Origin of the sequence: Duganella sp. SG902 (genome assembly GCF_013376005.1) — a bacterium.
In the GTDB taxonomy this organism is placed as follows: Bacteria; Pseudomonadota; Gammaproteobacteria; order Burkholderiales; family Burkholderiaceae_D; genus Rugamonas.
In genome coordinates, this window is record NZ_JABMJK010000004.1 from 520,947 (window position 1) to 544,472 (window position 23,526).

Below are 23,526 nucleotides of genomic sequence, written 5' to 3' on the forward strand. Positions count from 1 at the left end.
AGTTTTATGTGACAGACTTATAAGTTGCGCGTTTGACGAGGATCAAACAAGTCGTCGCGTGATAAGATATTGTTAGCCATCTTCCCATAAGGAGTGCGCGTATGGCAGCCAGTTCGCAGCCGACCAAGGAGCAAGTCCGCGCCTATATGTCTCAACGTCAGCGTGAGTTTTGCCATCGCCCGCCGCCGATGCCGGAAGAGATACGCCGCCAGCTGGGCTGGCATTACGGCGCTGACACTTCCGATCACTTTTCCTCCTCCACGTTGTTCCTCCCCGGCACGATCGCGCAATTGGCCGCCCTGATGGCGGTCGAATGGTGCTTCCTGGCGGCCGGCGTTCGTCAGCCCAGCTGATCTTTACATGGTTTGATACTTTTTTTTACAACAAAGTTCGCCATAGCATAAAAAATAGGGTTAGAATCTATCCAATTCTCACTCTTATTGGTTTTGTGTCGTTTTTTGTCCAAAAGCGGCGAAGGAACCAGCTAAATATCATGTCCCTGAAAGAAATCACCGCGTCGCCTACCTACAATCCGAATCGCGTCCTGGACGCCATCATTGAAAAACTGCAACTGAAAAACGATGCCGCCCTGTCGCGTGCGCTGGAAGTGGCCCCGCCGGTCATCTCCAAGATCCGTCACAACACGCTGCCGATCGGCGCGACCATCCTGATCCGCATGCACGAGATCAGCGATTTCAGCATTCGCGAACTGCGCGAAATGATGGCGTCCTGATACGGGGACACCGATAGGAAAACGGCGCGCACTCTTCAGTCCGCGCCGTTTTTTTTCACGCCCCGCGGCTCAGGCGCGGGCGCTCGCTGTAAAAGCTCGACTGCTGTGCCGCCGCGATCGCCGCCTCGGCCTGCAGCGCGCTGGCGCCGATCACGCCCGAGTGGGCATAGCTGGCCGCCACGCCGGAATGCGCCGCCTTGACCCCGGCCACGCCGGAGTGGGCGATTTTCGCCCCGACCACGCCGGAATGGACCACCTTGGCGCCCACCACGCCCGAATGCGCGACCTTGGCGCCGACCACGCCCGAGTGGGCGAACGTCGCGCCCACCACGCCGGAATGCGCGAACGACACCGCCGCCACGCCCGAATGGGCGGCCTTGGCGGGCGCGGCCTCGCGCACGTAGTCCTCGCCGAAGGTATCCTCGTACAGCTCCTTCATGCGCATGCCGACCCGCACATGGGCCGCCTCGTCGTCCTCGCCGCGCAGGCCGATGTAGGGGAAGTGGTGCAGGAAGTAGCCGAACACGGCGTCGCAGTCGGCGGCGTACTTCATGGTGTCGAGGATGTGGTAGTGCCAGAAGGTGTCCACGTCCACCAGCGGCGCGGTCTGCTCGTGCGGGAATTTCTTCATCAGGAACAGGAAGCGGCGGTATTCGAACTCCACCGCGTTGGCGCGCGCCAGCGTCCAGCCTTCGCCGGATTCCTCGTGCATCAGCTTGACTTTGATCGGTTCCAGGTCCAGGGAGTTGATGGCGTGCAGGTCTTGGGCATTCATCAGGATTTCCTTTGCGGTATTGATGCGGGTTGAAAAAAGCAGCAGAGGTCCTTGATTTTGCCCATGGGAGACGAATGTTCCTTGAGGTTAATCAATGTTTGCAAGGAAATTTATAGCGTGAGGTCGACCGCGCCGGCGCTGTGGCGGGCCGCGCGGGCGCCGACCGGCACCGACACGGCCACCGTGGTGCCGCCATTGGGGCTGCCCGTGATGGAGCACGTGCCGCCCAGCAGGCTGACGCGCTCCTCGATGCCGACCAGCCCGAACGAGCCGGCCTTGTTGCGGCTGGCGTCATGCACGCCGATGCCGTTGTCGTTGATGGTCATGCTCAGCATGCCGTCGGCCTGCCGCAGCTCCACCCGCACCAGGCTGGCGTGGGCGTGCTGCAGGATATTGCTCAGCGATTCCTGCAGCACGCGGAAGAACGCGGTGGCGCAGTGGTCGTCGACGCGGATCTCGGTGTCGTGGTCGATCAGCTCGCACACCATGCCCGAGCGCGCCTGGAACTGGGCGATCTGCCACTCCACCGCCGCGTTCAGGCCCAGGTCCAGCACCGTGGGGCGCAGGTCGTTGATGATGTGGCGCACGCTCTTGATGCTGCTGTCGATCTGGCCCAGCATGTGCTGGGCGCGCGCGTGCAGGCGCGGATGGCGGTGGCGCGTGCGCGAGGTCAGCAGGTCGACGTCGATGCGCAACACCAGCAGGTTCTGGCCGAGGTCGTCGTGGATCTCGCGCGCGATGCGCTTGCGCTCCTGTTCCTTGATCTGGTCCGAGTGCGCGGCCAGGCGGCGCAGCTTGTGGTGCGATTGCTGCAGCCGGGCCTGGCTGTTGCGCAGCTCGCGGGTCATCTCCTTGGCCATCTTGACCGCCCGCATGCGCGACGACGACAGCGTGTGGAACAGCAGGAAGAACAGCAGCGAGCCGGTGAAGCCGGACAGCATGGCCATCCACGGCAGCCAGCTGTCGAAGCGGCTGTACCAGCTGGCCTTGGGCGCGCTGAAGTGGGCGTGCCAGTGGCGGTTGTGGAAGTCGATCGGCAGCACCACGTTGAACTGGTCGGCGGCGTCCGGCTCGGTGCCGCCGGGTTTGCTGTCGAACAGTCGCGCCGGCGGGCGCGGCGCGAGGCGGTCGCCGCTGTCGTACAACACCAGGCGGGCGTCGCGCACCTGCATCTGTTCCAGCGCGGCCTGCACCAGGCGCGGCACGCTGAAGCCGATGCCCACCGAGCCGACGCAGGCGGCGCGGCGCTGCGCGACGGTCTTCAGCGGCATGTCCTTGCGGTACACCGGCAGCCGCAGCGCCAGCCCGGCGCCCAGCGGCTGGTGCGCGCTGTCGATCGGGGTGCCGGAGGCGCTCATGGCGCCGCTGTCGCGGCCCTGCGCCAGCGCGCGCGCCACCGCCGCGCGGTAGCCGATGTCGCGGCCTATCTTTTCCCGGAACTCGGCCAGCGGCTCGATCATGGTCAGCACCCAATACTCCTCGCGCGGCTCGGGCGGCCACACCGAGGTCACGTCGGGGTAGCCGAGCGCGGCGTCGCCGGCGCTGTGGCGCAGGCCGCGTTCAAACTCGGGGCGCTGCGCGTGGCGCACGTATTGGGCGTAGTTGATGTTGTCGAGCGCCGGGAACTGGCGCTCGATGTTCAGGCCGTTGACATAGCGGTGAAAGCTGGCGCGGTCGACCTGCTCGGCGGCGTGGAAGAAACTGGCGGTGCTGCGCAGCACGTCCGTGTAGGCGTTGATGCGCGAGTTGATGTTGTACTGGGCGTTCTGCGCCTGGTGCATGAAACGCTCGCCGGCGTCGTATTCGATGGTCCTGGCCGCCGCCAGGTAGAACAGGCCGCCGATGGCGGACGACAGCAGCAGGCCCGTCCACCAGGCGGGACGCGACGAGGGGAACAGCTGTTTGAGTCCGGGAATGACAGGCACCGCGCGCCTCTTTGCAACCGATAGTCTGTTGAATATAGGAAATGTCGGTTGATGGCGTCAAGCAATTTTATAAAAAATGCATTTGTCCTATACGGAGTGTCAATAAAAAACGGCACCCAAGGGGTGCCGTCTTCAAGGGGAGTGGGGCGGCTTATTTCGCCGGGCCCCAGCTGTCCTTCAGGGTGACGATGCGGTTGAACACCGGCTTGCCCGGTTGCGAGTCGACGCGGTCGGCCACGAAGTAGCCGTGGCGCTCGAACTGGTAGCGCTGGTCGGCCTGGGCGGCGGCCATGCCTGGCTCCAGGTAGGCCTTCACCACTTCCTTGGCGTTCGGGTTCAGCAGCGAGAGGAAGTCCTTGCCGCCGGCGTCGGGCTGGGCGTCGGTGAACAGGCGGTCGTACAGGCGCACTTCGGCCTCCAGCGCGGCGGCCGCCGACACCCAGTGGATGTTGCCCTTGACCTTGTAGTTGTCCGAACCCGGCGTGCCTGACTTGGAATCCTCGAAGTACTTCACGTGCACGGCGACGACCTTGCCGTTTTCATCCTTGTCGTAGCCCACGCATTCGGTGACGTAGCCGTGACGCAGGCGCACGCGGCTGCCCGGGTTGTCGCCGATCGGCGGGTAGTAGCGGAAATAACCCTTGGTCGGCGTTTCCATGAAGTCTTCCTCCTCGATCCACAGCTCGCGCGAGATCGGGAAGGTGCGCACGCCCATTTCCGGATGGTGCGGGTGGACCGGCGAGGTGCACTCCTCGGTCTGGCCTTCCGGATAATTGTCGATGATCAGCTTGAGCGGGCGCAGCACGGCGGTGGCGCGCGGCGCCTTCGGATCGAGGTCCTCGCGCACGCAGCCCTCCAGCGTGCTCATGTCGATCCAGCCGTCGGCCTTGGTCACGCCGATGCGTTCGCAGAACAGGTGGATGGCTTCCGGCGTGTAGCCGCGGCGGCGCAGGCCGACGATGGTGGGCATGCGCGGGTCGTCCCAGCCGTCGACGATCTTCTCTTCGACCAGCTGGCGCAGCTTGCGCTTGGAGGTCACCACATAGGTCAGGTTGAGGCGCGAGAACTCGTACTGGCGCGGCACCGGCAGCGTGAAGAAGCCGCCCTTCGACAGGGTTTCCAGCAGCCAGTCGTAGAACGGGCGGTGGTCCTGGAATTCCAGCGTGCAGATCGAATGGGTGATGTTTTCCAGCGCGTCCGAGATCGGGTGCGTGTAGTCGTACATCGGGTAGATGCACCAGGCGTCGCCGGTGCGCACGTGGTGCGCGTGGCGGATGCGGTAGATGGCCGGGTCGCGCATGTTCATGTTCGGCGAGGACATGGCGTCTTCGCTGATCTTGGCGCGCAGGATGTGCTCGCCGTCGGCGTATTTGCCGGCGCGCATGTCGCGGAACAGTTGCAGCGATTCGGCCGCGGGGCGGTTGCGGAACGGCGAGTTGGTGCCCGGCGTGCTGAAGTTGCCGCGGTTGGCCGCCATGTCCTCGGCCGACTGGCTGTCGACGTAGGCATAGCCTTGCTCGATCAGCCATTCCGCCATCTGGTACAGCTGCTCGAAGTAGTCCGAGGCGTAGTGCAAGTGGTGCTCGACGGTGCCGTCGGCGCGCGGATAGTCGTAGTCAAAGCCCAGCCATTTCACGCTGTCGATGATGGTGTCGACGTATTCCTGCTCTTCCTTGGCCGGGTTGGTGTCGTCGAAACGCAGGTTGCAGCGGCCTTGATAATCGCGCGCCAGCCCAAAATTCAGGCAGATGGACTTGGCGTGGCCGATGTGCAGATAGCCGTTCGGCTCGGGCGGGAAGCGGGTGATGACGCTGGGCATGCCGTCGCGGACGTGGGTGCCGGCCGCGAGATCGTGTTCGACGATGGCGCGCAGGAAATTGGATGGTAGTGCTGGCGCTGGGCTGTTTTTATCGTTGCTCATCTGAAGGTTGGCTGTGCAAAAGTTCTATATTGCTGCATTTTACCGTATTGCCAGTGGGGATATGGCGGCACGGTATAATGCTCGATTAATTTGATTGTCATGGCACCACGGCCCGGAGTTTCCAAAATGGAAAATTACTACAATACACTGGGTATCGCGCCGAACGCCAGCGAAGACGAGATCAAGAAGGTCTACCGCTCGCTGGCCATGCGGTTCCACCCGGACCGCAATCCCGAACCCGGCGCCGACGCGCGCTTCAAGGCAGTGACCAAGGCCTACGAGATCCTGTCGGACCCGGTCAAGCGCGAGGAATACAACCAGAGCCTCAACCACCGCATCATCATCGACGCGGAGGCGGAAGCGTATCAGTTGTGGCGTTCGGTGTTCGCCCTGCACGGCACGACCTTGCCGGCGGCGTGAACCATCCCGTTTTGAAGAAAAGATTAAGAAGAGATTCGCAATGAGAAAAGTACACCCGGAGTTCGCCTATCAGGCGCGCGAACTGGAAGGTCAGATCGAGGGCATCCTCGGCGACCCGCCGGACCACAAGAACTACCAGCGCATGGTGCAGGCGCTGGTGGGCGAATATGCCGATGGCGGCGGCATTGAAGACGTCAACATGCTGGCGTTCGCGCTGGTCGACCACATCGAGTTCAACAACCCGAAAGGCCTGCTGGCGGAAGCCGAGGACTACGAGTTCGGCGACGCCGCGCGCGTGTTAGCCATGGCCGAGTGCAAGGGCGAAGAAGCGGCCAAAATGTATGCGGCCATCGCCGACAGCATGCCGGACCTGGCGCGCCAGGCCATCATCACCGCCTTCCTGCACAAGAATCCGCGCAAGTGGGATGACGACGACCAGTCGCTGGAGCAGCTGTCGGCCAACGACGATGGCGACGATATCGACGATGAAGACGTGGCCAGCGACGACTTCGCGCAAATGTTCGACCAGGATGGAGATTAAGCATGTCCGAGAAATCTAATCTGCCGGCACTGAGCAAACAGGTGACGGAACTGGTGCTGGCCGGCTCGCTGAGCCATGCCGAGGAAGCCTTTGCCGAGGCGGCCGACCAGTTCGGCGACCTGGCGGTGGTGGAAGTGCTGAACAATATTCCACCGCAAGTGACGGCGCTGCACATGGCCGGTTTTGACGGCGGCAAGATGTCGCTGACCACCTTGCTGGTGCCGCCCAAAGCATGGGCCGACAGCCTGGCCTTCATCGCCGCCACCTGGCCGGACGACCAGATCGAGGACGATCCGGAGCGCATCGCCGAATCGCTGTTCGCGCACGTGCACGGCGTGGTGTTCGCCACCGACGACGAGGAACGCCGCAACGAGCTGCTGGCGGCCGCCTCGGCCACCGACCATGGCGCCACCGTGTTTGCCATCCTGTTCTCGCTGGCGCCGAAGGAGATTCTGGAAGTGGCCGGCGAGGTGATTTCCAAGGGCCCGTACCTGACCGGTCAGACCTCGTCCGACAGCGACATCGTGCCGGTGGCGATCGCCCTGGCGCAGGCGTCGGAAGACGGCTGGGACCGCGCGCTGTTCGAGCTGTTCCCGGAATTCCGTCACAGCGCCGACCTGGCCGACGCCGAGTACGACGATGATCCGGACGCCGAGCCAAGCATCCTGCAGCGCTCGACCAAGGAACTGCTGTACCGTCTGCGCAAGCAAGTGCCGTCCACGCGCGCCGCGAAGACCTCGCGCCGCTCGGTCGGCACCAAGATCTTCTCGTGATGGGTGCCGGATCGATGCTGCCAGCAATCGTAGTAGAAACCCTGCCGCGCCTGACCCGCGCGATCCAGCAGTTCGCGAAGCACCCGGACGATGACGCCGCCTACACGCTGGCCGATGAACTGACCGGCATCACCGCCATGGTGGCCGAGAAGTTCACCAACGACCGCACCGCCGAAGGCATCCAGAAGGCGCTGCAGCTGACGGTGGGTTGCGTGTCGCTGGGACTGGACCATGCGCTGCCGGACGAGGACGACCTGGCCGCGCTGAATCTGCTGATCGACGAGGGCGCGGAGCACGCGTTCCAGATTGGCTTCCGCATGATCAAGGAATTGTCGGGCATGCCGGAGGACGCGCTGGTCGGCGAGTTCGACAACGACCCGGTGTATGCGCAACGCCGCCTGCGCGACAAGTTCGTCGACATCTGCCAGACCGATCCGAACCAGAACTGGGATGGCACGGCGCGCTATGCGCTGCAGTTCAAGCAGCGCAAGGAAGTGCAGGCGGTGGTGCGGCTGGCCAACTGGCTGCGCCGCCACAACAGCGAAGGCCCGGTCAGCGATGCGGATCTGAATGCGGAAGGGGTGATCGCGCTGGCCATCATCTTTGCGGTGGAGGGCGGCGGCATGATCGTGGCGCGTACCGGCCAGAAGGAGTTCGAGCGCTTTGTGAAAGCGGTGCGCAAGAACAAGCCGGATTACGAGGCTGGCTGGGCGGAGCTGGTGGCCAAGGTGCCGGCGCAGCATCATCCGGTGCTGCTGGATCGCATCGACAGCTATCGCCAGACTTGCACCGTGCTGCAGAACATCAAGGGCCGCACGGCCATGAAGACCTTGTTCGCGGAGCTGGAGAACTACGCCGGTTCCGAGCTGGACGCGGATTACTCCTGACCAGCGTCGCTCCGGCGAAGGCCGGAGCCTATAGAACGCTTGCTCAGCATGGATTCCGGCTTTCGCCGGAATGACGTGCGGCGGCTTCGGCGGCCACTTCGACGAAGGCCGCCACCAAAGGCGATACGGCATCCTTGCGCTTCGCCAGATACAGCGCCGTGGTGGCCGAAGCATCGGCCATCGGCCGGTAGCACACCTCGCTCATGCGGATGATGTCGAAGGAACTCGGCAGCACCGACACGCCGCAGCCGGCCGCCACCAGCCCGATGATGGTGGACGCTTCCCCGGCCTCCATCGCAATGGTCGGCTTGAAACCGGCTTCCCGGCACAGCCGGTTGATCTGCGGATGAATGCCGGTGCCCGCGCTTTCCGGATACATCACCAGCGGCTCGCCCTTCAAATCCTGCACCGCGATGCTTTTCTTGCGCGCCAGTGGATGCGCCACCGGCAACACCATCACCAGCGGATCGCGCCGCAGCACCGTCAACTCCACCGACTCCGGCAAGGCCGCCTCCGGCGGCCGCACCAGGCCCAGGTCCAGCTCGCGCGCGGCCAGCGCCTCGATCTGGCCCACGGTCGACATCTCCTGCAAGGTCAGCTGCACGCCCGGATAACGCTGGCGATAGCGGTTGATCACCGCCGCGAACAGCGGCGTCAGCGGCGTCGAAAAGGTGAAGCCCACGCGCAGTTCGCCGGCCTCGCCGCGCTCGGCCCGGCGCGCCGTGTGCATCGCTTGCTCGGACAGGGCCAGCACCCGCCGCGCATCCTCGAGGAACAGCTTGCCGGCCTCCGTCAAGCGCACCCAGCGCTTGCTGCGCTCCAGCAGCCGCGCCCCCACCTCCGCCTCCAGCTGCTGGATCTGATGGCTCAGCGGCGGCTGGCCGATGTGCAGCCGCTCGGCCGCGCGGGTAAAGCTTAATTCCTCGGCAACGGCCACGAAGTAACGCAGATGGCGTAATTCCATTATCTTTAAAAAGTATGACTGACGGTTTAAATATATATTGGACAGCTTATTGTGGCAATCCTAAGATGAGCCATCGTACCTCGCAGGAAGCGCCACCATGTTAATCGCCGCCGCACCCCGCATCGCCCTCGGCAGTCCGGAATTCAAGCGCAGCAACCGCGCCATGTTCTTTGGCGGCTTCTCCGCCTTCGCGCTGCTGTACTGCGTGCAGCCGCTGATGCCCTTGCTGTCGCACGAGTTCGCGCTGAGCGCGGCGCAAAGCAGCATGGTGCTGTCGGTCTCCACCGGCGCGCTGGCGCTGTCGCTGCTGGCTTCCAGCGCCGTCTCCGAACGGCTGGGCCGCAAGCCGCTGATGGTGGCGGCGATGGCGATCGCCGCCGTCATGACCCTGCTGTGCGCGTTCGCCCACAACTACCCGCAACTGCTGCTGATGCGCGCCCTGCTGGGCGTGGCGCTGGGCGGCATGCCGGCGATCGCCATGGCCTACCTGGGCGAGGAAATCGAACCGCAATCGCTGGGCCTGTCGATGGGCTTGTACATCAGCGGCAGCGCCTTTGGCGGCATGGCGGGGCGCGTGATCACCTCGGTGCTGAGCGACCATTTCTCGTGGCGGCTGGCGCTGGCCATGGTGGGCGTGGCCGGCATCGCGGCCGCCATCGAGTTCTGGCGCAGCCTGCCGCCCTCGCGCCACTTCGCCCCGGCCCGTGGCGGCTGGCGCGCGCTGCCGGAAGGCTTCCGGCTGCACCTGTCGGACGCCGGCCTGCCGTGGCTGTTCGTGCTGGCGTTCTTGCTGATGGGCGCGTTCGTCAGCCTGTACAACTACATCGCCTACCGCCTGCTGGGCGGGCCGTTCGGCCTGAGCCAGAGCGTGGTGGGCGCGGTGTCCTTCTTCTACCTGCTGGGCATCTACAGCTCGGTGTGGGCCGGCAGGCTGGCCGACCGCTACGGCCGCCGCAACGTGCTGTGGCTGATGGCGCTGATCATGCTGGGCGGCCTGCTGCTGACCTTGTCGAACTGGCTGCCGCTGATCCTGGCCGGCGTGGCCGTGTTCACCTACGGCTTCTTCGCCACCCACTCGGTGGCCAGCAGCTGGGTGGGGCGGCGCGCGTTGAGCAACAAGGCGCTGGCCTCGGCCTTGTACCTGTTCTTCTACTACCTCGGCTCGAGCGTGATCGGCTCGGCCACCGGCGTGATGTGGGGCCGCGCGGCGTGGCCCGGCGTGGTGCTGGTGCTGGCGTGCGCGCTGGCGCTGGCGCTGCTGGTCACTTTGCGCCTGCGGACGCTGGCGCCGCTGGCGCAGGCTGAGCGATGAAGGCGGCGAACGCCTCCGGCGTCAATGGACGGCTGAAGTAGTAGCCCTGCATCTCGTCGCACGCGTGCTGGCGCAGATAGGCGAGCTGCGCCTCGGTTTCCACGCCTTCCGCGATCACCTTGAAGCCGAGGCTGTGGCCCAGCGCCATCACCGAGCGCACGATGGCCGCCACCTTGGGCTCGGTCAGCATCTCGCGCGTGAACGATTGGTCGATCTTGAGATAGTCCACCGGGAATTGCTTGAGGTAGGCCAGGCTGGAATAGCCGGTGCCGAAATCGTCGATCGACAGCGCCACGCCCAGCCGCTTGAGGTTTTCCACCATCGCCACCGCCTCCTCGACGTTGTGCATCATCAGGCTCTCGGTCAGCTCCAGCTCGAGGTAGCGCGGCTGCAGGCCGCTGTCCGCCAGCGCCGCGCGCACCTCGTCCAGCAAGGCGTGGTCGCGGAACTGGCGCGCCGACAGGTTGACCGCCACCCGCAGCGGCGGCAGCCCGGCCCGTTGCCAGGCGGCGGCCTGGGCGCAGGCGGTGCGCAGCACCCAGCGGCCGATGGCCACGATCAGGCCGGTCTCCTCGGCCACGCCGATGAAGCGCACCGGCGACACCGCGCCCAGCGCCGGATGCTGCCAGCGCACCAGCGCCTCCATGCCGGTCACGGCGCCGCTGCGCAGGTCGACCTTGGGCTGGTACACCAGGCTCAGCTGCTCGCGCGGCAGCGCGTTGCGCAGCTCGGCCTCGATCTGCGCGCGCTCGGCCACCCGCGTGTGCATGGCCGCCTCGTAGAATTGCACCTGGTTGCGGCCCGCCTCCTTGGCGCGGTACATGGCGATGTCGGCGTGCTTGAGCAATTGCTCGGCGTCGGCGCCGTCGGCCGGGAACACGCTGACGCCGATGCTGCAGGTGACGGCCAGCGCCTGCCGCTCCAGCGTGACCGGCGCCGCCACGGCCTCCTGCACCAGCTGCAGGATGCTGGTCACCGGCCGCTGATTGGCGATCGGCAGCAGCAGCACGAACTCGTCGCCGCCCAGCCGCGCCACCGTGTCGCCGTCGCTGGCGCAGGCCCGCAGGCGCTGGGCGATGGCGCACAGCAGCTGGTCGCCCAGCTGGTGGCCGAGATGGTCGTTGATGAACTTGAAGTTATCGAGGTCGATGTACACCAGCCACAGGCTGTGTCTGAAGCGCTGCGAGAAGGTGACCGCCTGCGCCAGGCGGTCGTTGAGCAGCACGCGGTTGGGCAGGCCGGTCAGCGCGTCGTGGTGGGCCTGGTGCTCCAGCTGCTCCTGGTACTCCATGATGGCGGTCATGTCGGTCAGCACGCAGACGTGGTGGCCGATGGCGCGCTCGGTGTTCTGCACCGGCGCCACGTGCAGCTGGGTCCACAACAGCGTGCCGTCGCGATGGCGCGGCCGCAGCAGCAGCGTCTGTTCGTTGCGCGACTGCATGGCCGCCTGCAGCGCCTGGTACTGCTCGTCGTGCGGCTGCAGGTCCAGCAGCGTCTCCAGCCGCCGTCCCAGCACCGAGGCCGGGCTGTGGTCGAACAGGCGCACGAAGGCCGGGTTGGCGTACTCGATCAGTTCGCCCTCGGCCGCGTGGCGGGTGATGGCGATGGCGTTGATGCTGGCCTCCAGCGCGCGGCTGCGCAGCTGCAGCGCCAGCTTCAATTGTTCGCGCTCGGTGATGTCGTGGGCGAACACCAGCCGCGCCGGGCGGCCCGACAGGGTCACCGAGTGCGAGGACACGTCCACCCGCATGCGGCTGCCGTCGCGCCGCTGGTGGGTCCAGACGCCCGATTGCTCCGCGCCCTTGGCCGGCGCGGCCGCCAGGTTGTCGGCCAGCCGCTGCAGCTGGTCCGGCGGACGGATGTCGCGGATGGTCATCTGCAGGAATTCCGCCTCGGTATGGCCGTACTGGGCCACGGCGGCCGCGTTCACCACCAGGAAGCGCAGGGTTTCCAGGTCGTACACCCACATCGGATGCGGGTGGGCCTCGAACAGGTATTTGAAGCGTAGGCGCGATTCGTAGACGTCGTAATCGTCCAGCGGGTAGGCGGTGCACAGGAAGGCGGGCGGCTCGGCGTGGGCGCGCCACTCGATGGTTTGCGTGACCGGGTGGCTGGCGCCATCCTGGCCCACCAGCTCCAGCTCGCCGCGCCAGTAGCCGCGCACGCGGGCGGCCGGCAGCGCCTCGTTCTGCAGCATCGGCAACACCCAGGTGGCGTACAGGGCGCTGGCCGGCGTGCGCGGCGTAAGCGGACCCAGCACCGACGCCGCGTGCTGGTTGTACGCCAGCAGGCAGCCGCGCTCGTCGATAGCAAACGCGAAGTAAGGGCTGGTGCCAAACATCTCGTCGAACGCCGTCCCCTGTCGCCTGCCTTTGGCGCGCTGGCTGCGCGGGCGCTCTGGGGCGCGGCTGTATGCTGGCTGCGGGAGTCTGTCCATGTCGGGTGCCCGGGCAAGGATGATGTCGCCTGATACTAGCAGAAGGTCGGCGAAACTTGTCGCACGGCTAGTTCGAGCGCGCGTCCCCCGGGCCGGACGCGCGCTGGCTCAGGACGGTTCCCTGAGCGTGGCCATATCGATCACGAAGCGGTACTTCACATCGTTCTTCACGAGGCGCTCGTAGGCCTGGTTGATGTCCTGGATGGCGATCAGCTCGACCTCGCTGACGATGTTGTGCTCGGCGCAGAAATCCATCATCTCCTGGGTCTCCCTGAGGCCGCCGATGGCCGAGCCCGCCACCGACTTGCGGCCCAGGATCAGGCTGACGCCGGCCGGTGGCGGATCGAGCTCGGTCAGCACGCCCACCATCGCCATGGTGCGGTCGCGGCGCAGCAGCGCGAGGTAGGGATTGATATCGTGCGACACCGGGATGGTGTTGAGCAGGAAATCGAAACGGTTGGCGTACGCCTTCATCGCCGCCGGATCGGTCGACAGCAGCACCTCGTCGGCGCCGAGGCGCTGCGCGTCCTTGCCCTTGTCCGGCGAGGTGGTGATCATCACCACGGTGGCGCCCATGGCCTTGGCGAACTTCACGCCCATGTGGCCGAGACCGCCGAGGCCGATCACGCCCACCTTCTGGCCCGGGCCGACCTGCCAGTGACGCAGCGGCGAGTAGGTGGTGATGCCGGCGCACAGCAGCGGCGCCACCGCCTTCAGGTCGAGCTTCTCGGACACCTTGACCACGAAGTGCTCGTCGACCACGATCAGGTCCGAATAGCCGCCGTAGGTGGGGGCGCCGGTGTCGCGTTCGCGGCCGTTGTAGGTGACGGTCGCACCGTTCTCGCAATACTGCTCGAGGTCCTCGGCGCAGGCCGGGCAATGGCGGCAGGAGTCGACCAGGCAGCCGACGCCGGCCAGGTCGCCAACCTTGAACTTGTGCACGCCGGCGCCGACCTGCGTCACGCGGCCGATGATTTCGTGGCCCGGCACCATGGGATAGATCGAGCCGCCCCAGTCGTCGCGCGCCTGGTGCAGATCGGAGTGGCAGACGCCGGAGTAGAGGATTTCAATCACCACGTCGTTGGCCTTCGGCGCGCGGCGCTCGAAGCTGAACGGGACGAGGTGGGAATGCTTGTCGTGGGCGGCATAGCCGTGAACCTGGAACATGGGGAACTCCTGCGATTGTGATTGGTTGTTGCACTATAATTGCGCGGTCTGCCGGGAACAAGCGCGTTTCTCCGCATGGTTTAAACAGGAAAATTGCACAATGCAGCTCGATAACCTATCCCATCTGGGCGTGTTCGCCGCCGTCGCGCGGCACGGCAGCTTTCGCAAGGCGGCGTCCGAGCTGGCCTTGTCGGCGTCGGCAGTGAGCTACGCGGTGCGCACGCTGGAGGACCGGCTGGGCGTCGGCCTGTTCAACCGCACCACGCGCAGCGTGGCGCTGACCGAGGCCGGCAAGCACCTGCTCGAGCGCCTGCGGCCGGCGCTGGGCGGCGTCAGCGTGGCGCTGGAGGAGATGAACATGTTCCGGGCGTCGCCGGCCGGCACGCTGCGCATCAACAGCTCGCGCGACGCTGCGGTGATGGTGATCGGGCCGCTGATCCGGCGCTACCTGGACGCCTACCCGGACATCTCGCTCGACATCGTCAGCGACGACGGCATGATCGACATCGTCGATCGCGGCTTCGACGTCGGCATCCGCTACGCGGAGCGTGTGCCGGAGGACATGATCGCGGTGCCGGTGTGGCCGGCGCAGCGTTTCGTGGTGGTGGGCTCGCCGGAGTACTTCGCGCGGCACGGGGTGCCGCGGCATCCGGACGACCTGATGCGGCACAACTGCGTGCGCTACCGCTTCCCGCGCGGGAATTTCTACAAATGGGAGCTGGGCAAGGGCGACATCCAGCTGGAGGTGGACGTGCCGGGGCGGCTGTCGGTGGGCGATTCGGAGCTGGCGCTGCGCGCCGCGCTGGATGGCGTGGCGATCACCCTCCTGCCCGAGTTCCGGCTGCGGCCCTACCTGGCGTCGGGGCAGCTGGTGTGCGTGCTGGAGGACTGGTGTCCGCCGACCACCGGCCTGATGATGTACTACCCGCGCCAGCGGCGCATGTCGTCGGCGCTGCGCGCCTTCATCGACATGGCCCGCATGCCCTAAATCCGGGGTCAGGTCCTCCATTTCTACACGGCCTCCGCCGTAGCGTTCGCTACGGCGGAGGCCGTGTAGAAATGGAGGACCTGACCCCGGATTTTATTTGATCTGCGTCAGTGTGGTCGCGGATGCTTGCAACTGTTGAGCTTTGGGGCGGTCGAATCGTGATTCACGGAGGAGACCATCATGTTGCATACCAACGATATCCAGCATCGGTTTTATTTTGTCGAACGGGCGGTGCGGCTGGCGGCGCAGGCGGCTTCGGCCGAACCAGGCCTGCCGCGCGAGCTGCGCGGCTGCCTGGAGCGCCTCGATAAGCTTGCCGACGACGCGCGCGACATCCTGCTGTCAAGCGACGAGCCGCGCCTCCGCAAGCTTGTACGCGACATGGAGACCCAGGCCGAACGCGCCAAGCGCATCTGCGACTACATCCCCACGCTGTCCGGCCAAATCAAGGGCGCCGTCAGCCATATGCACGGCCAGATGCAGGAACTAAAGCGCGACATGAGCGTCTGAACGTGCACGGGGCCTGTGCCTTCGCCTTGTTGCGGGTGGTCGACCATGAAGCGGCATATGCCGTATTCGCCAACGTTGTGATCACTAGATAGCTCCCTTCGCGCGCAGGGCGGCGATGTCGTCGTCGCTGCGGCCCAGCAGTTCGCGCAGCACGCTGTCGGTGTGCTGGCCCAGCAGCGGCGGCGCGACCGCGTTGTCGGTCGGCGTGGCGGACATGCGCATCGGGCTGCGCACCAGCCTGGTGGTGCCGGCGGTCGGATGCGGCACTTCCATCACGACGCCGCGCGCCCGCACCTGCGGATTGGCATACACCTCGTCGAGGTTGTTGATCGGCCCGCACGGCACGCCCACTTCCTCCAGCTTGCCGATCCAGAAATCGCGCGGCTGGCGCAGCACCATCTCGGCCAGGATCGGCACCAGCTCGTCGCGGTGCTTGACGCGCAGCGGGTTGGTGGCGTAGCGCTCGTGGCACGCGAGGTCGGGACGGCCGCCGGCCTCGACGAACTTCTGGTATTGCCCGTCGTTGCCGGTGGCGACGATGATGTAGCCGTCCGAACACTGGAAGGTCTGGTACGGCACGATGTTGGGATGCGCGTTGCCCCAGCGCTTGGGCGGCTTGCCGCTGTTCAGGTAGTTGCTGCCGGCGTTGGCCAGCATGGCCACCTGCACGTCCAGCAGCGCCATGTCGATGTACTGGCCCTCGCCGCTGCGGTCGCGGTGCGTCAGCGCCGCCAGGATGGCGATGGTGGCGTACATGCCGGTCATCAGGTCGGTCAGCGCCACGCCGGCTTTTTGCGGACCGCCGCCGGGCAGGTCGTCGCGCTCGCCGGTGACCGACATCAGCCCGCCCATGCCCTGGATCAGGAAGTCGTAGCCGGCGCGGTGCGCGTACGGCCCATCCTGCCCGAAGCCGGTGACCGAGCAGTAGACCAGTTCCGGCTTGATGGCCTTCAACGATGCATAGTCCAGGCCGTAGCGCTTGAGCTGGCCGACCTTGTAGTTCTCCAGCACGACGTCGCTGTGCTTCACCAGCTCGCGCAGCAGCTGCTGGCCTTCGGCGCTGGCGATGTCGACCGTGACCGAGCGCTTGCCGCGGTTGGCGGACAGGTAGTAGGCCGCCTCGGTGGTGTCGTTGCCGTCGGCGTCGCGCGCGTACGGCGGGCCCCAGGCGCGCGTGTCGTCGCCGCTGCCGGGACGTTCGATCTTGATCACGTCCGCGCCGAGATCGGCCAGGTTCTGCGAGCACCACGGTCCCGCCAGTACGCGGCTCAGGTCGAGCACGCGGATATGACCCAACGCTTTTTGAGCTGTCATCGATGTTTTACCTTTTGAGCAATCAGGCCGCTAGTGTGGCGGCGCGTCATTTTTTTTGCAAGTCGGCCGCCACCGCCTGTGCGGCCCGCCAGCGCAGCGACGGCGAGGGATAGTCGGCCTTGCTCAGGCGCGGCCAGTCGCTGGCGCGCATCATCTTGCGGAAGTAGCCGGCCAGGCGCTCGGCCGGCCAGCCGGCGCGCCACGCCAGCCGCAGGCCTTCGCGGTCGGCCTCCTCTTCCTGGGCGTAGTTGGTGGCGGCCAGCTTGGCGATGAGGTCGCGGTCGTGATCGACCGCGTGCTCCAGCTCGATGAAGGGACGCCCCGCCCAGGCCGGCTCCAGCCGCAGCGCCGCCTCGTATTCCTTCAGGTTGTGGTGCAGCGCCGCGTGCTCGATTTCGTGCGCCAGCAGCATCGCCAGCTCGGCGTCGTTCAGGCCGAGGCGGTCGACATATGGCTTGCTGACCAGGATTTTGCCGCCGGCCATGCAGTCCGCGCTCTGGTCGGCGTCGTCGGTGGTGTGGACTTCCCACGCCCACCCGGCCGTCTCCGGATAGTCGCGCCGCGCCTGCGCGATCAGCACGCCGGCGATGGCGCGCACGCGCGCGGTGAACTGGGCGTTGTGATCGAGCACGTGTTCGGAAAGCCGGCCGGCGTACAGGATGGCGGCGCGCGCCATCACCTCGTCCTGCGTGGGCGCGGCGGCGTGGGCCCAGGGCACGGCTAGCAGCAGGGCCGCGATTCGTGATAACGTTGCTCGCATTGCCATTACAACCTCCGACTCTCGACATGTGGCCTTATCCTAAAATCGTTGCACACCGCGGCGGCGGCACGCTGGCGCCGGAAAACACGGTGGCCGGCCTGCGCGCCGGCCTGGCCTACGGCTTCCGCGCCGTCGAGTTCGACGTCATGCTGTCGCGCGACGGCATCGGCATGGTGGTGCACGACCCCGAATTCGGCCGCACCGTGGCCGGGCGGGGCAGCGTGGCCGGCACCGATGCCGCCGTGCTGGCCGGAATGGACGCCGGCGCCTGGTTCGGCGCCGAATTTCGCGGCGAGCCAGTTCCGTTCTACACCCAGTTCATCGATTATTGCAAGGCGCAGCGCATCTGGATGAACGTGGAGATCAAGCCGGCCGACGGTTTCGAGGCGCAAACCGGCGCCTGGGTGGCGAAAACGACACGCGAACGCTACGCCGCCGAACTGGCCGCCGGCGATCCGGCCGGCTATCCCTTGCTGTCCTCGTTCAGCTTCGCGGCGCTGGCGGCGGCCCGCGACGCCGCCCCCGAGCTGCCGCGCGGCTACCTGCTCGACCAGATCACGGCCGACTGGCAAGCGCAGGCCGAGACGCTGGGCGCGGTGGCCATCCACACCAACCACAAGCACCTGACGCCGGAACTGGCGGCGCGCGTCAAGGCCGCCGGCTACGGCCTGTTCTGCTACACCGTCAACGAGCCGGCGCGTGGACGCGAGATCCTGGCCTGGGGTGTGGATGGTTTTTGCACCGACCGCATCGACCTGATCGGCCCTGCCTTCTGAGGCGGCGCTTTTCATAAAAATCTTTTCGCTCCCCGCGCGCCGTTCCGGGTATATATTCTGGAAAAAAGAAGAAAGGGGAGAGCATGCAGCCGGCGCTGACGTCGTACGCGGTCGCCACCTATCTGGACGCCGCCTTGAATCGCATGGATATCGCGGTGTTCCTGGTCGATGCCGAGCTGCGCCTGCTGCACGCCAACGCCGCAGCGGCGGCCCTGCTGGAACGTGATACGGCTTTGCGGCGCCATGGCGACAAACTGTTGCAGGACGCGCTGGGTGGCGAACGTACGCTGGCCCAGCTGGTGGCCACGGTGCTGAATGCGCCATCCGACATCGATGTTCCGCACGCGCTCAGCCTGCCGCGCCAGCAGCGCCAGCCCTTGCTGCTGACCGTGGTGCCTTATGTACCCTATGTGCCGACGCCGGGACTGCCATCGCTGCCGCCATGCGCGATCGTGATGGCCAGCGATCCCGAGACCCACCGCCTGCCGCGCCAGCTGCTGATGGAGCTGTTCGACCTGACCCCGGCCGAGGCCGGCGTGGCGCAGGCGCTGGCGCATGGCGAGGCGCTGGAGGACATCGCGGCGGCGCTGGACATCAGCATGCACACCGTGAAGACCCATCTGCAAAAGCTGTTCCGCAAAACCGGCACGCGGCGCCAGGGCGAGCTGGTCTCGATCCTGCACGGCATGCCGGCCGCCTGTGTGCAGGCTCAGTCGTTCGAGTGATGCCATGCCGCCGGCGCTTGCCTAGACTTGTGGAAGCGCCACTGTCGCATGGCGCCACATCACAACAAGACCAGGAGCATTCATCATGAACGACAAGTACAGCAAGTGGCTGGCGGGCGCGGCCCTGTGCGCCGCCGCGCTGGGAGCGCAGGCGCAGCAGGGCGACGACAGCGTGACCATTCCGGCGCCGCGCCTGAAAATCGAGTTGCCGGCAAAGCAATACCATATGACGGTGGCGGATCTCAACGAGTTCCGCGGCGCGTACCAGCTGTCCAATGGACAGATCCTGCGGCTGCGCGGCATCGGCACCGTGCTGTATGGCGAGATCGACGACCAGGGCGAACACCGCATGGTCGCCGCCAGCCGCAACACCTTCGTCGCGCTGGACCGCAAGCTGCAGGTGCGCATCGACCGCGAGCAATATGGCGAGCCGGGCGGCGAAGTGCTGATGGCGGTGCCGGTGCGGAGCGCCGAAACCGGGGAAATCGGCGAGCATGTGGTGAGGTTGGCGGCGCGTTAGTGGGGAAACCGGGCGCTGGCTGTGGCATAATCCATCTTTTGCACCGGCCAGCTTTTACCCCCATACGACATGAAATCATCTGAAATCCGCGAGAAGTTCCTCAAATTTTTCGAATCGAAGGGTCACACGATTGTTCGTTCCAGCTCGCTGGTACCTGGCAACGACCCGACCCTGCTGCTGACCAATAGCGGCATGGTGCAGTTCAAGGACGTATTCACCGGCACCGACAGCCGCCCGTACAGCCGCGCCACCTCGGTGCAGCGCTGCGTGCGCGCCGGCGGCAAGCACAACGACCTGGAAAACGTCGGCTACACCGCGCGTCACCACACCTTCTTCGAAATGCTGGGCAACTTCAGCTTCGGCGACTATTTCAAGCGCGACGCCATCAACTTCGCCTGGGAACTGCTGACCAAGGTCTACCTGCTGCCGGCCGAGAAGCTGACCGTCACCGTGTACCAGGAGGATGACGAGGCCTACGATATCTGGGCCAACGAAGTGGGCGTGCCGAAAGAGCGCATCATCCGCATCGGCGACAACAAGGGCGCGCGCTACGCCTCGGACAACTTCTGGCAGATGGCCGACACCGGCCCGTGCGGCCCCTGCACCGAGATCTTCTACGACCACGGCCCGGACATCTGGGGCGGCCCGCCGGGCTCGCCCGAGGAGGACGGCGACCGCTTCATCGAGATCTGGAACCTGGTGTTCATGCAGTTCAACCGCGACGAGCAGGGCGTGCTGCACAAGCTGCCCAAGCAGTCGGTCGACACCGGCATGGGCATGGAACGCCTGGCCGCCGTGCTGCAGCACGTGCACTCGAACTACGAGATCGACCTGTTCCAGAACCTGATCAAGGCCGCCGCGCGCGAAACCGGCGCCACCGACCTGGAAAACAAGTCGCTGCGCGTGATCGCCGACCACATCCGCTCGGCCGCCTTCATGATCGTCGACGGCGTGATTCCGGGCAGCGAGGGCCGCGCCTACGTGCTGCGCCGTATCATCCGCCGCGCGCTGCGTCACGGCCACAAGCTGGGCCAGACCAAGCCATTCTTCTACAAGCTGGTGGCCGACCTGGCGATCGAGATGGGCGCCGCCTATCCCGAGCTGGAGGAGGCCAAGGACAGCGTCGCCAAGATGCTGAAGGCCGAGGAGGAGCGCTTCGGCGAGACGCTGGAGACCGGCATGAAGGTGCTGGAAGCCCAGCTGGCCAAGGACGCCACCGGCATCGACGGCGCCACCGCCTTCACCCTGTACGAAACCTACGGCTTTCCGCCGGACCTGACCGCCGACATCTGCCGCGAGCGCAATATCAAGTTCGACCAGGAGGGCTATGACGCCGCCCTGAAGGAAAGCCAGGAACTGTCGCGCAAGGGCGGCAAGTCGGTCAAGGACGCCAAGGTCGAGTACTCGGGCGAGAAGAACAAGTTCGTCGGCTACGACAGCCTGCAGCACAGCAGCAAGGTCATCGCGCTGTACGCGGCCGGTACGCCGGTACAGGAACTGCAGGCCGGCCAGTCGGGCATCGTGGTGCTGGACACCACGCCGTTCTACGCCGAGTCGGGCGGCCAGGTGGGCGACCAGGGCGTGATCGCCGCCGCCGGCGCGCAGTTCGACGTCAGCGACACGCTGAAGATCCAGGCCGACGTGTACGGCCACCACGGCGTGCTGGCCACCGGTTCGCTGAAAGTGGGCGACACCGTCAACGCCGCCGTCGACCAGGGCAAGCGCGCGCGCACCATCCGCAACCACTCGGCCACCCACCTGATGCACAAGGCCCTGCGCGAAGTGCTGGGCTCGCACGTGGCACAGAAGGGTTCGCTGGTCGACCCGGACAAGGCCCGTTTCGACTTCAGCCACAACGCGCCGATGACCGCCGCCGAGATCGCCCAGGTGGAAACCATCGTCAACCGGGAAATCCTGGAGAACCACGCCACCCAGTCGCACCACATGTCGTTTGACGACGCCGTGAAGCATGGCGCGATGGCGCTGTTCGGCGAGAAGTACGGCGACGAGGTGCGCGTGATGGACATCGGCTCGTCGAAAGAGCTGTGCGGCGGCGTGCACGTCAACCGCACCGGCGACATCGGCCTGTTCAAGATCGTCTCGGAAGGCGGCGTCGCGGCCGGCATCCGCCGCGTGGAGGCCGTGACCGGCGAAGGCGCGCTGGCGCTGGTGCAGGGCATGGCGCGCAAGCTGAACGAGGCGGCCGCCGCGCTCAAATCCAACCCGGACGAGCTGACCGTCAAGATCGGCGCGGTGCAGGACCAGGTCAAGTCGCTGGAGAAGGAGCTGGCGGCGCTGAAATCCAAGCTGGCGGCCGGGCAGGGCGACGAGCTGGCCGCGCAAGCGGTCGACGTCAAGGGCGTCAAGGTGCTGGCGGCCACGCTGGACGGCGCCGACGTGGCCGGCCTGCGCGAAACCATGGACAAGCTGAAGGACAAGCTGAAGACCGCCGCCATCGTGCTGGCCTCGGTCAACGACGGCAAGGTCAGCCTGATCGCCGGCGTCACCGCCGACACCATCTCCAAGGTCAAGGCCGGCGAGCTGGTCAACTTTGTCGCACAACAAGTGGGCGGCAAAGGCGGCGGCCGCCCCGATATGGCGCAAGCCGGCGGCACCGATCCGAGCGGCCTGGCCGGCGCGCTGGCCGGTGTTCCGGCGTGGGTGGGCGAGCGCGCATAACGCCGCCTGATCCGCCGCAACGCAGTGCCCATGCGGCCTGCGCACGTCCCGCGGGGCGTGCGCGGGCCGTTGTCGTATGACGAGTCCTGTTGTATACTTTCCAGTTCCCGTTGCAAACTTGCAACGTACAACGAACTATTTTGGTGCGGCGCGTCATCAGCCCGGAAAAGGAGTAGTATGACGACACCTCCCCACAAACGAGCGGGTTTCTTGATGAGCGAAACGATACTTGAAAACGACACCATCGAATTCCAGAAGGAATTGGATGCACGTGGCCTGAACTGCCCATTGCCTATCCTTAAGGCCAAGAAAGCGCTGGCCGAGCTGCAAAGCGGCGAAGTACTGCGCATCATGGCGACCGACCCGGGTTCCGTGCGCGATTTCCAGGCTTTCTGCAAACAAACCGGCAACGCCCTGTTGTCGCACGTCCAGATCGGCCGTGAGTTTGTCTTTTTGATGCAGCGCAAATAACAGCCGCTGTATTTTTCCTTCAAGAACGTCGTCTGAAAGATTTATTTTTTAGACGATTTCCACTAGCTAAAAAACGCACGATCGTGCTTAAATTTCTTGTGTGAGGCTGATTTCTCATATAATCTAGCCCACATTGTTCGTCCCGAATTCTTATTTTTCCCACAAAGGCACAGCTATGAAAGTCTTGGTACCCGTCAAACGTGTGGTCGACTACAACGTCAAGGTGCGTGTGAAGTCCGACGGCACCGGCGTCGATATCGCCAACGTCAAAATGTCGATGAACCCGTTCGACGAGATCGCGGTGGAGGAAGCCACCCGCCTGAAAGAAGCTGGCAAAGTAACCGAAGTGGTAGCCGTGTCCGCTGGCGTGACCCAGTGCCAGGAAACCCTGCGCACCGCCATGGCGATCGGCGCCGACCGCGGCATCCTGGTGGAGACCGCCACCGAGCTGGAGCCGCTGGCCGTGGCCAAGCTGCTGAAGGCGCTGGCCGACAAGGAACAGCCGCAACTGATCATCCTGGGCAAGCAAGCCATCGACGACGACTCCAACCAGACCGGCCAGATGCTGGCCGCGCTGCTGGGCTGGCCGCAAGCGACCTTCGCCTCGAAAGTGGTGCTGGAAGACGGCAAGGCCACCGTCACCCGCGAGGTGGACGGCGGCCTGGAAACCCTGGCGCTGACCCTGCCGGCCATCGTCACCACCGACCTGCGCCTGAACGAGCCGCGCTACGTGACCCTGCCGAACATCATGAAGGCCAAGAAAAAGCCGCTGGACGTGACCAAGCCGGAAGAGCTGGGCGTGGACGTCACCCCGCGCCTGAAGACCGTCAAGGTCGCCGAGCCTGCCAAGCGCTCGGCCGGCATCATCGTGCCGGACGCCGCCACCCTGGTCGCCAAGCTGCGCACCGAAGCTAAAGTCATCTAAAGG

General features: G+C 65.6%; 23 protein-coding genes. 15 read left to right on the top strand and 8 right to left on the bottom strand.

Features of this window, described 5'->3' with window-relative positions; all coding sequences use genetic code 11:
• Positions 1–101: 101 nt before the first annotated feature.
• Complete coding sequence (locus FHW83_RS11640) at positions 102–353, top strand: hypothetical protein (RefSeq protein ID WP_176646509.1); 252 nt, start codon at positions 102–104, stop codon at positions 351–353.
• Between the two features lie 140 nt (positions 354–493).
• Positions 494–733: a hypothetical protein gene (locus FHW83_RS11645; protein ID WP_092278423.1), complete on the top strand. Its 240-nt coding sequence runs from the start codon at positions 494–496 to the stop codon at positions 731–733.
• Between the two features lie 55 nt (positions 734–788).
• Here the strand turns inward: FHW83_RS11645 and FHW83_RS11650 are convergent, their stop codons facing one another.
• The 3 genes from FHW83_RS11650 to FHW83_RS11660 all read right to left on the bottom strand — a co-directional run bounded on the left by FHW83_RS11650 (position 789) and on the right by FHW83_RS11660 (position 5,354).
• A complete protein-coding gene (locus FHW83_RS11650; protein ID WP_176646510.1) occupies positions 789–1,508 on the bottom strand; it encodes a hypothetical protein in 720 nt (239 codons plus the stop codon).
• Positions 1,509–1,618: 110 nt separating this feature from the next.
• Positions 1,619–3,433: a CHASE domain-containing protein gene (locus tag FHW83_RS11655; RefSeq protein WP_373997195.1), complete on the bottom strand. Its 1,815-nt coding sequence runs from the start codon at positions 3,431–3,433 to the stop codon at positions 1,619–1,621.
• Positions 3,434–3,584: 151 nt separating this feature from the next.
• Positions 3,585–5,354 carry a glutamine--tRNA ligase/YqeY domain fusion protein gene (locus FHW83_RS11660; RefSeq protein ID WP_176646511.1) on the bottom strand — a complete coding sequence of 590 codons (1,770 nt, stop codon included), beginning with the start codon at positions 5,352–5,354 and terminating at the stop codon, positions 3,585–3,587.
• 126 nt (positions 5,355–5,480) lie between these two features.
• Here FHW83_RS11660 and FHW83_RS11665 point away from each other — a divergent pair, with 126 nt between their 5' ends.
• The 4 genes from FHW83_RS11665 to FHW83_RS11680 are packed head-to-tail and all read left to right on the top strand — an operon-like array spanning position 5,481 to position 7,975.
• On the top strand, positions 5,481–5,774 hold the full coding sequence (locus FHW83_RS11665; RefSeq protein WP_176646512.1) for a DnaJ domain-containing protein: 294 nt from the start codon (positions 5,481–5,483) through the stop codon (positions 5,772–5,774).
• Between the two features lie 40 nt (positions 5,775–5,814).
• The gene (locus tag FHW83_RS11670) at positions 5,815–6,315 is read left to right on the top strand and encodes a hypothetical protein (RefSeq protein ID WP_176646513.1); all 501 of its coding nucleotides are present in this window, start codon (positions 5,815–5,817) and stop codon (positions 6,313–6,315) included.
• A 2-nt stretch (positions 6,316–6,317) separates the two neighbouring features.
• Positions 6,318–7,088, top strand: coding sequence for a hypothetical protein (locus FHW83_RS11675; RefSeq protein WP_176646514.1), 771 nt, complete (start codon positions 6,318–6,320; stop codon positions 7,086–7,088).
• Positions 7,089–7,102: 14 nt separating this feature from the next.
• A complete protein-coding gene (locus FHW83_RS11680) occupies positions 7,103–7,975 on the top strand; it encodes a hypothetical protein (RefSeq protein WP_176646515.1) in 873 nt (290 codons plus the stop codon).
• A gap of 43 nt (positions 7,976–8,018) precedes the next feature.
• On the opposite strand, the gene FHW83_RS11685 is transcribed toward FHW83_RS11680, so the two are convergent.
• Complete coding sequence (locus tag FHW83_RS11685; RefSeq protein WP_176646516.1) at positions 8,019–8,939, bottom strand: LysR substrate-binding domain-containing protein; 921 nt, start codon at positions 8,937–8,939, stop codon at positions 8,019–8,021.
• A gap of 97 nt (positions 8,940–9,036) precedes the next feature.
• On the opposite strand from FHW83_RS11685, the gene FHW83_RS11690 reads away from it, so the two are divergent.
• Positions 9,037–10,251 carry an MFS transporter gene (locus FHW83_RS11690; protein WP_176646517.1) on the top strand — a complete coding sequence of 405 codons (1,215 nt, stop codon included), beginning with the start codon at positions 9,037–9,039 and terminating at the stop codon, positions 10,249–10,251.
• Here the strand turns inward: FHW83_RS11690 and FHW83_RS11695 are convergent.
• Complete coding sequence (locus tag FHW83_RS11695; protein ID WP_229224133.1) at positions 10,202–12,688, bottom strand: EAL domain-containing protein; 2,487 nt, start codon at positions 12,686–12,688, stop codon at positions 10,202–10,204. The two genes, FHW83_RS11690 and FHW83_RS11695, sit on opposite strands and share 50 nt — an antisense overlap.
• Before the next feature lie 108 nt (positions 12,689–12,796).
• Positions 12,797–13,855, bottom strand: coding sequence for an NAD(P)-dependent alcohol dehydrogenase (locus FHW83_RS11700; protein WP_176646518.1), 1,059 nt, complete (start codon positions 13,853–13,855; stop codon positions 12,797–12,799).
• A gap of 100 nt (positions 13,856–13,955) precedes the next feature.
• On the opposite strand from FHW83_RS11700, the gene FHW83_RS11705 reads away from it, so the two are divergent.
• Together FHW83_RS11705 and FHW83_RS11710 are read left to right on the top strand one after the other, a co-directional pair.
• Positions 13,956–14,843: a LysR family transcriptional regulator gene (locus FHW83_RS11705; protein WP_176646519.1), complete on the top strand. Its 888-nt coding sequence runs from the start codon at positions 13,956–13,958 to the stop codon at positions 14,841–14,843.
• A gap of 180 nt (positions 14,844–15,023) precedes the next feature.
• Positions 15,024–15,353 (top strand): hypothetical protein, encoded by a 330-nt coding sequence (locus FHW83_RS11710; protein WP_176646520.1) that lies wholly within the window; start codon positions 15,024–15,026, stop codon positions 15,351–15,353.
• An 84-nt stretch (positions 15,354–15,437) separates the two neighbouring features.
• Here FHW83_RS11710 and FHW83_RS11715 read toward each other — a convergent pair whose 3' ends face one another.
• Complete coding sequence (locus FHW83_RS11715; protein WP_176646521.1) at positions 15,438–16,667, bottom strand: CaiB/BaiF CoA-transferase family protein; 1,230 nt, start codon at positions 16,665–16,667, stop codon at positions 15,438–15,440.
• A 46-nt stretch (positions 16,668–16,713) separates the two neighbouring features.
• The gene (locus FHW83_RS11720; protein WP_176646522.1) at positions 16,714–17,433 is read right to left on the bottom strand and encodes a M48 family metalloprotease; all 720 of its coding nucleotides are present in this window, start codon (positions 17,431–17,433) and stop codon (positions 16,714–16,716) included.
• A 20-nt stretch (positions 17,434–17,453) separates the two neighbouring features.
• Between FHW83_RS11720 and ugpQ the strand changes: the two genes are divergently transcribed.
• The 6 genes from ugpQ (at position 17,454) to FHW83_RS11750 (ending at position 23,523) form a co-directional block, all read left to right on the top strand.
• Complete coding sequence (gene ugpQ / locus FHW83_RS11725) at positions 17,454–18,203, top strand: glycerophosphodiester phosphodiesterase (protein ID WP_176646523.1); 750 nt, start codon at positions 17,454–17,456, stop codon at positions 18,201–18,203.
• Positions 18,204–18,286: 83 nt separating this feature from the next.
• Positions 18,287–18,928 carry a helix-turn-helix transcriptional regulator gene (locus FHW83_RS11730; protein WP_176646524.1) on the top strand — a complete coding sequence of 214 codons (642 nt, stop codon included), beginning with the start codon at positions 18,287–18,289 and terminating at the stop codon, positions 18,926–18,928.
• Positions 18,929–19,013: 85 nt separating this feature from the next.
• Positions 19,014–19,448, top strand: a complete 435-nt coding sequence (locus tag FHW83_RS11735; protein WP_176646525.1) for a hypothetical protein — start codon at positions 19,014–19,016, stop codon at positions 19,446–19,448.
• A 69-nt stretch (positions 19,449–19,517) separates the two neighbouring features.
• Positions 19,518–22,127, top strand: a complete 2,610-nt coding sequence (gene alaS, locus FHW83_RS11740) for an alanine--tRNA ligase (RefSeq protein WP_176646526.1) — start codon at positions 19,518–19,520, stop codon at positions 22,125–22,127.
• Positions 22,128–22,370: 243 nt separating this feature from the next.
• Positions 22,371–22,598: a sulfurtransferase TusA family protein gene (locus FHW83_RS11745; RefSeq protein WP_092279519.1), complete on the top strand. Its 228-nt coding sequence runs from the start codon at positions 22,371–22,373 to the stop codon at positions 22,596–22,598.
• A 175-nt stretch (positions 22,599–22,773) separates the two neighbouring features.
• Positions 22,774–23,523, top strand: a complete 750-nt coding sequence (locus FHW83_RS11750) for an electron transfer flavoprotein subunit beta/FixA family protein (protein WP_176646527.1) — start codon at positions 22,774–22,776, stop codon at positions 23,521–23,523.
• The last annotated feature ends 3 nt before the right edge of the window (positions 23,524–23,526 follow it).

Excerpts from the sequence above, each read along its gene's own strand:
- alaS (WP_176646526.1), top strand. The coding sequence starts at position 19,518 with ATGAAATCATCTGAAATCCGCGAGAAGTTCCTCAAATTTTTCGAATCG.
- FHW83_RS11690 (WP_176646517.1), top strand. The coding sequence starts at position 9,037 with ATGTTAATCGCCGCCGCACCCCGCATCGCCCTCGGCAGTCCGGAATTC.
- ugpQ (WP_176646523.1), top strand. The coding sequence starts at position 17,454 with ATGTGGCCTTATCCTAAAATCGTTGCACACCGCGGCGGCGGCACGCTG.
- FHW83_RS11730 (WP_176646524.1), top strand. The coding sequence starts at position 18,287 with ATGCAGCCGGCGCTGACGTCGTACGCGGTCGCCACCTATCTGGACGCC.
- FHW83_RS11680 (WP_176646515.1), top strand. The coding sequence starts at position 7,103 with ATGCTGCCAGCAATCGTAGTAGAAACCCTGCCGCGCCTGACCCGCGCG.
- FHW83_RS11720 (WP_176646522.1), bottom strand. The coding sequence starts at position 17,433 with ATGGCAATGCGAGCAACGTTATCACGAATCGCGGCCCTGCTGCTAGCC.
- FHW83_RS11665 (WP_176646512.1), top strand. The coding sequence starts at position 5,481 with ATGGAAAATTACTACAATACACTGGGTATCGCGCCGAACGCCAGCGAA.
- FHW83_RS11685 (WP_176646516.1), bottom strand. The coding sequence starts at position 8,939 with ATGGAATTACGCCATCTGCGTTACTTCGTGGCCGTTGCCGAGGAATTA.
- FHW83_RS11695 (WP_229224133.1), bottom strand. The coding sequence starts at position 12,688 with ATGGACAGACTCCCGCAGCCAGCATACAGCCGCGCCCCAGAGCGCCCG.
- FHW83_RS11645 (WP_092278423.1), top strand. The coding sequence starts at position 494 with ATGTCCCTGAAAGAAATCACCGCGTCGCCTACCTACAATCCGAATCGC.
- FHW83_RS11700 (WP_176646518.1), bottom strand. The coding sequence starts at position 13,855 with ATGTTCCAGGTTCACGGCTATGCCGCCCACGACAAGCATTCCCACCTC.
- FHW83_RS11660 (WP_176646511.1), bottom strand. The coding sequence starts at position 5,354 with ATGAGCAACGATAAAAACAGCCCAGCGCCAGCACTACCATCCAATTTC.
- FHW83_RS11705 (WP_176646519.1), top strand. The coding sequence starts at position 13,956 with ATGCAGCTCGATAACCTATCCCATCTGGGCGTGTTCGCCGCCGTCGCG.
- FHW83_RS11675 (WP_176646514.1), top strand. The coding sequence starts at position 6,318 with ATGTCCGAGAAATCTAATCTGCCGGCACTGAGCAAACAGGTGACGGAA.
- FHW83_RS11715 (WP_176646521.1), bottom strand. The coding sequence starts at position 16,667 with ATGACAGCTCAAAAAGCGTTGGGTCATATCCGCGTGCTCGACCTGAGC.
- FHW83_RS11650 (WP_176646510.1), bottom strand. The coding sequence starts at position 1,508 with ATGAATGCCCAAGACCTGCACGCCATCAACTCCCTGGACCTGGAACCG.
- FHW83_RS11670 (WP_176646513.1), top strand. The coding sequence starts at position 5,815 with ATGAGAAAAGTACACCCGGAGTTCGCCTATCAGGCGCGCGAACTGGAA.
- FHW83_RS11735 (WP_176646525.1), top strand. The coding sequence starts at position 19,014 with ATGAACGACAAGTACAGCAAGTGGCTGGCGGGCGCGGCCCTGTGCGCC.
- FHW83_RS11750 (WP_176646527.1), top strand. The coding sequence starts at position 22,774 with ATGAAAGTCTTGGTACCCGTCAAACGTGTGGTCGACTACAACGTCAAG.
- FHW83_RS11710 (WP_176646520.1), top strand. The coding sequence starts at position 15,024 with ATGTTGCATACCAACGATATCCAGCATCGGTTTTATTTTGTCGAACGG.
- FHW83_RS11640 (WP_176646509.1), top strand. The coding sequence starts at position 102 with ATGGCAGCCAGTTCGCAGCCGACCAAGGAGCAAGTCCGCGCCTATATG.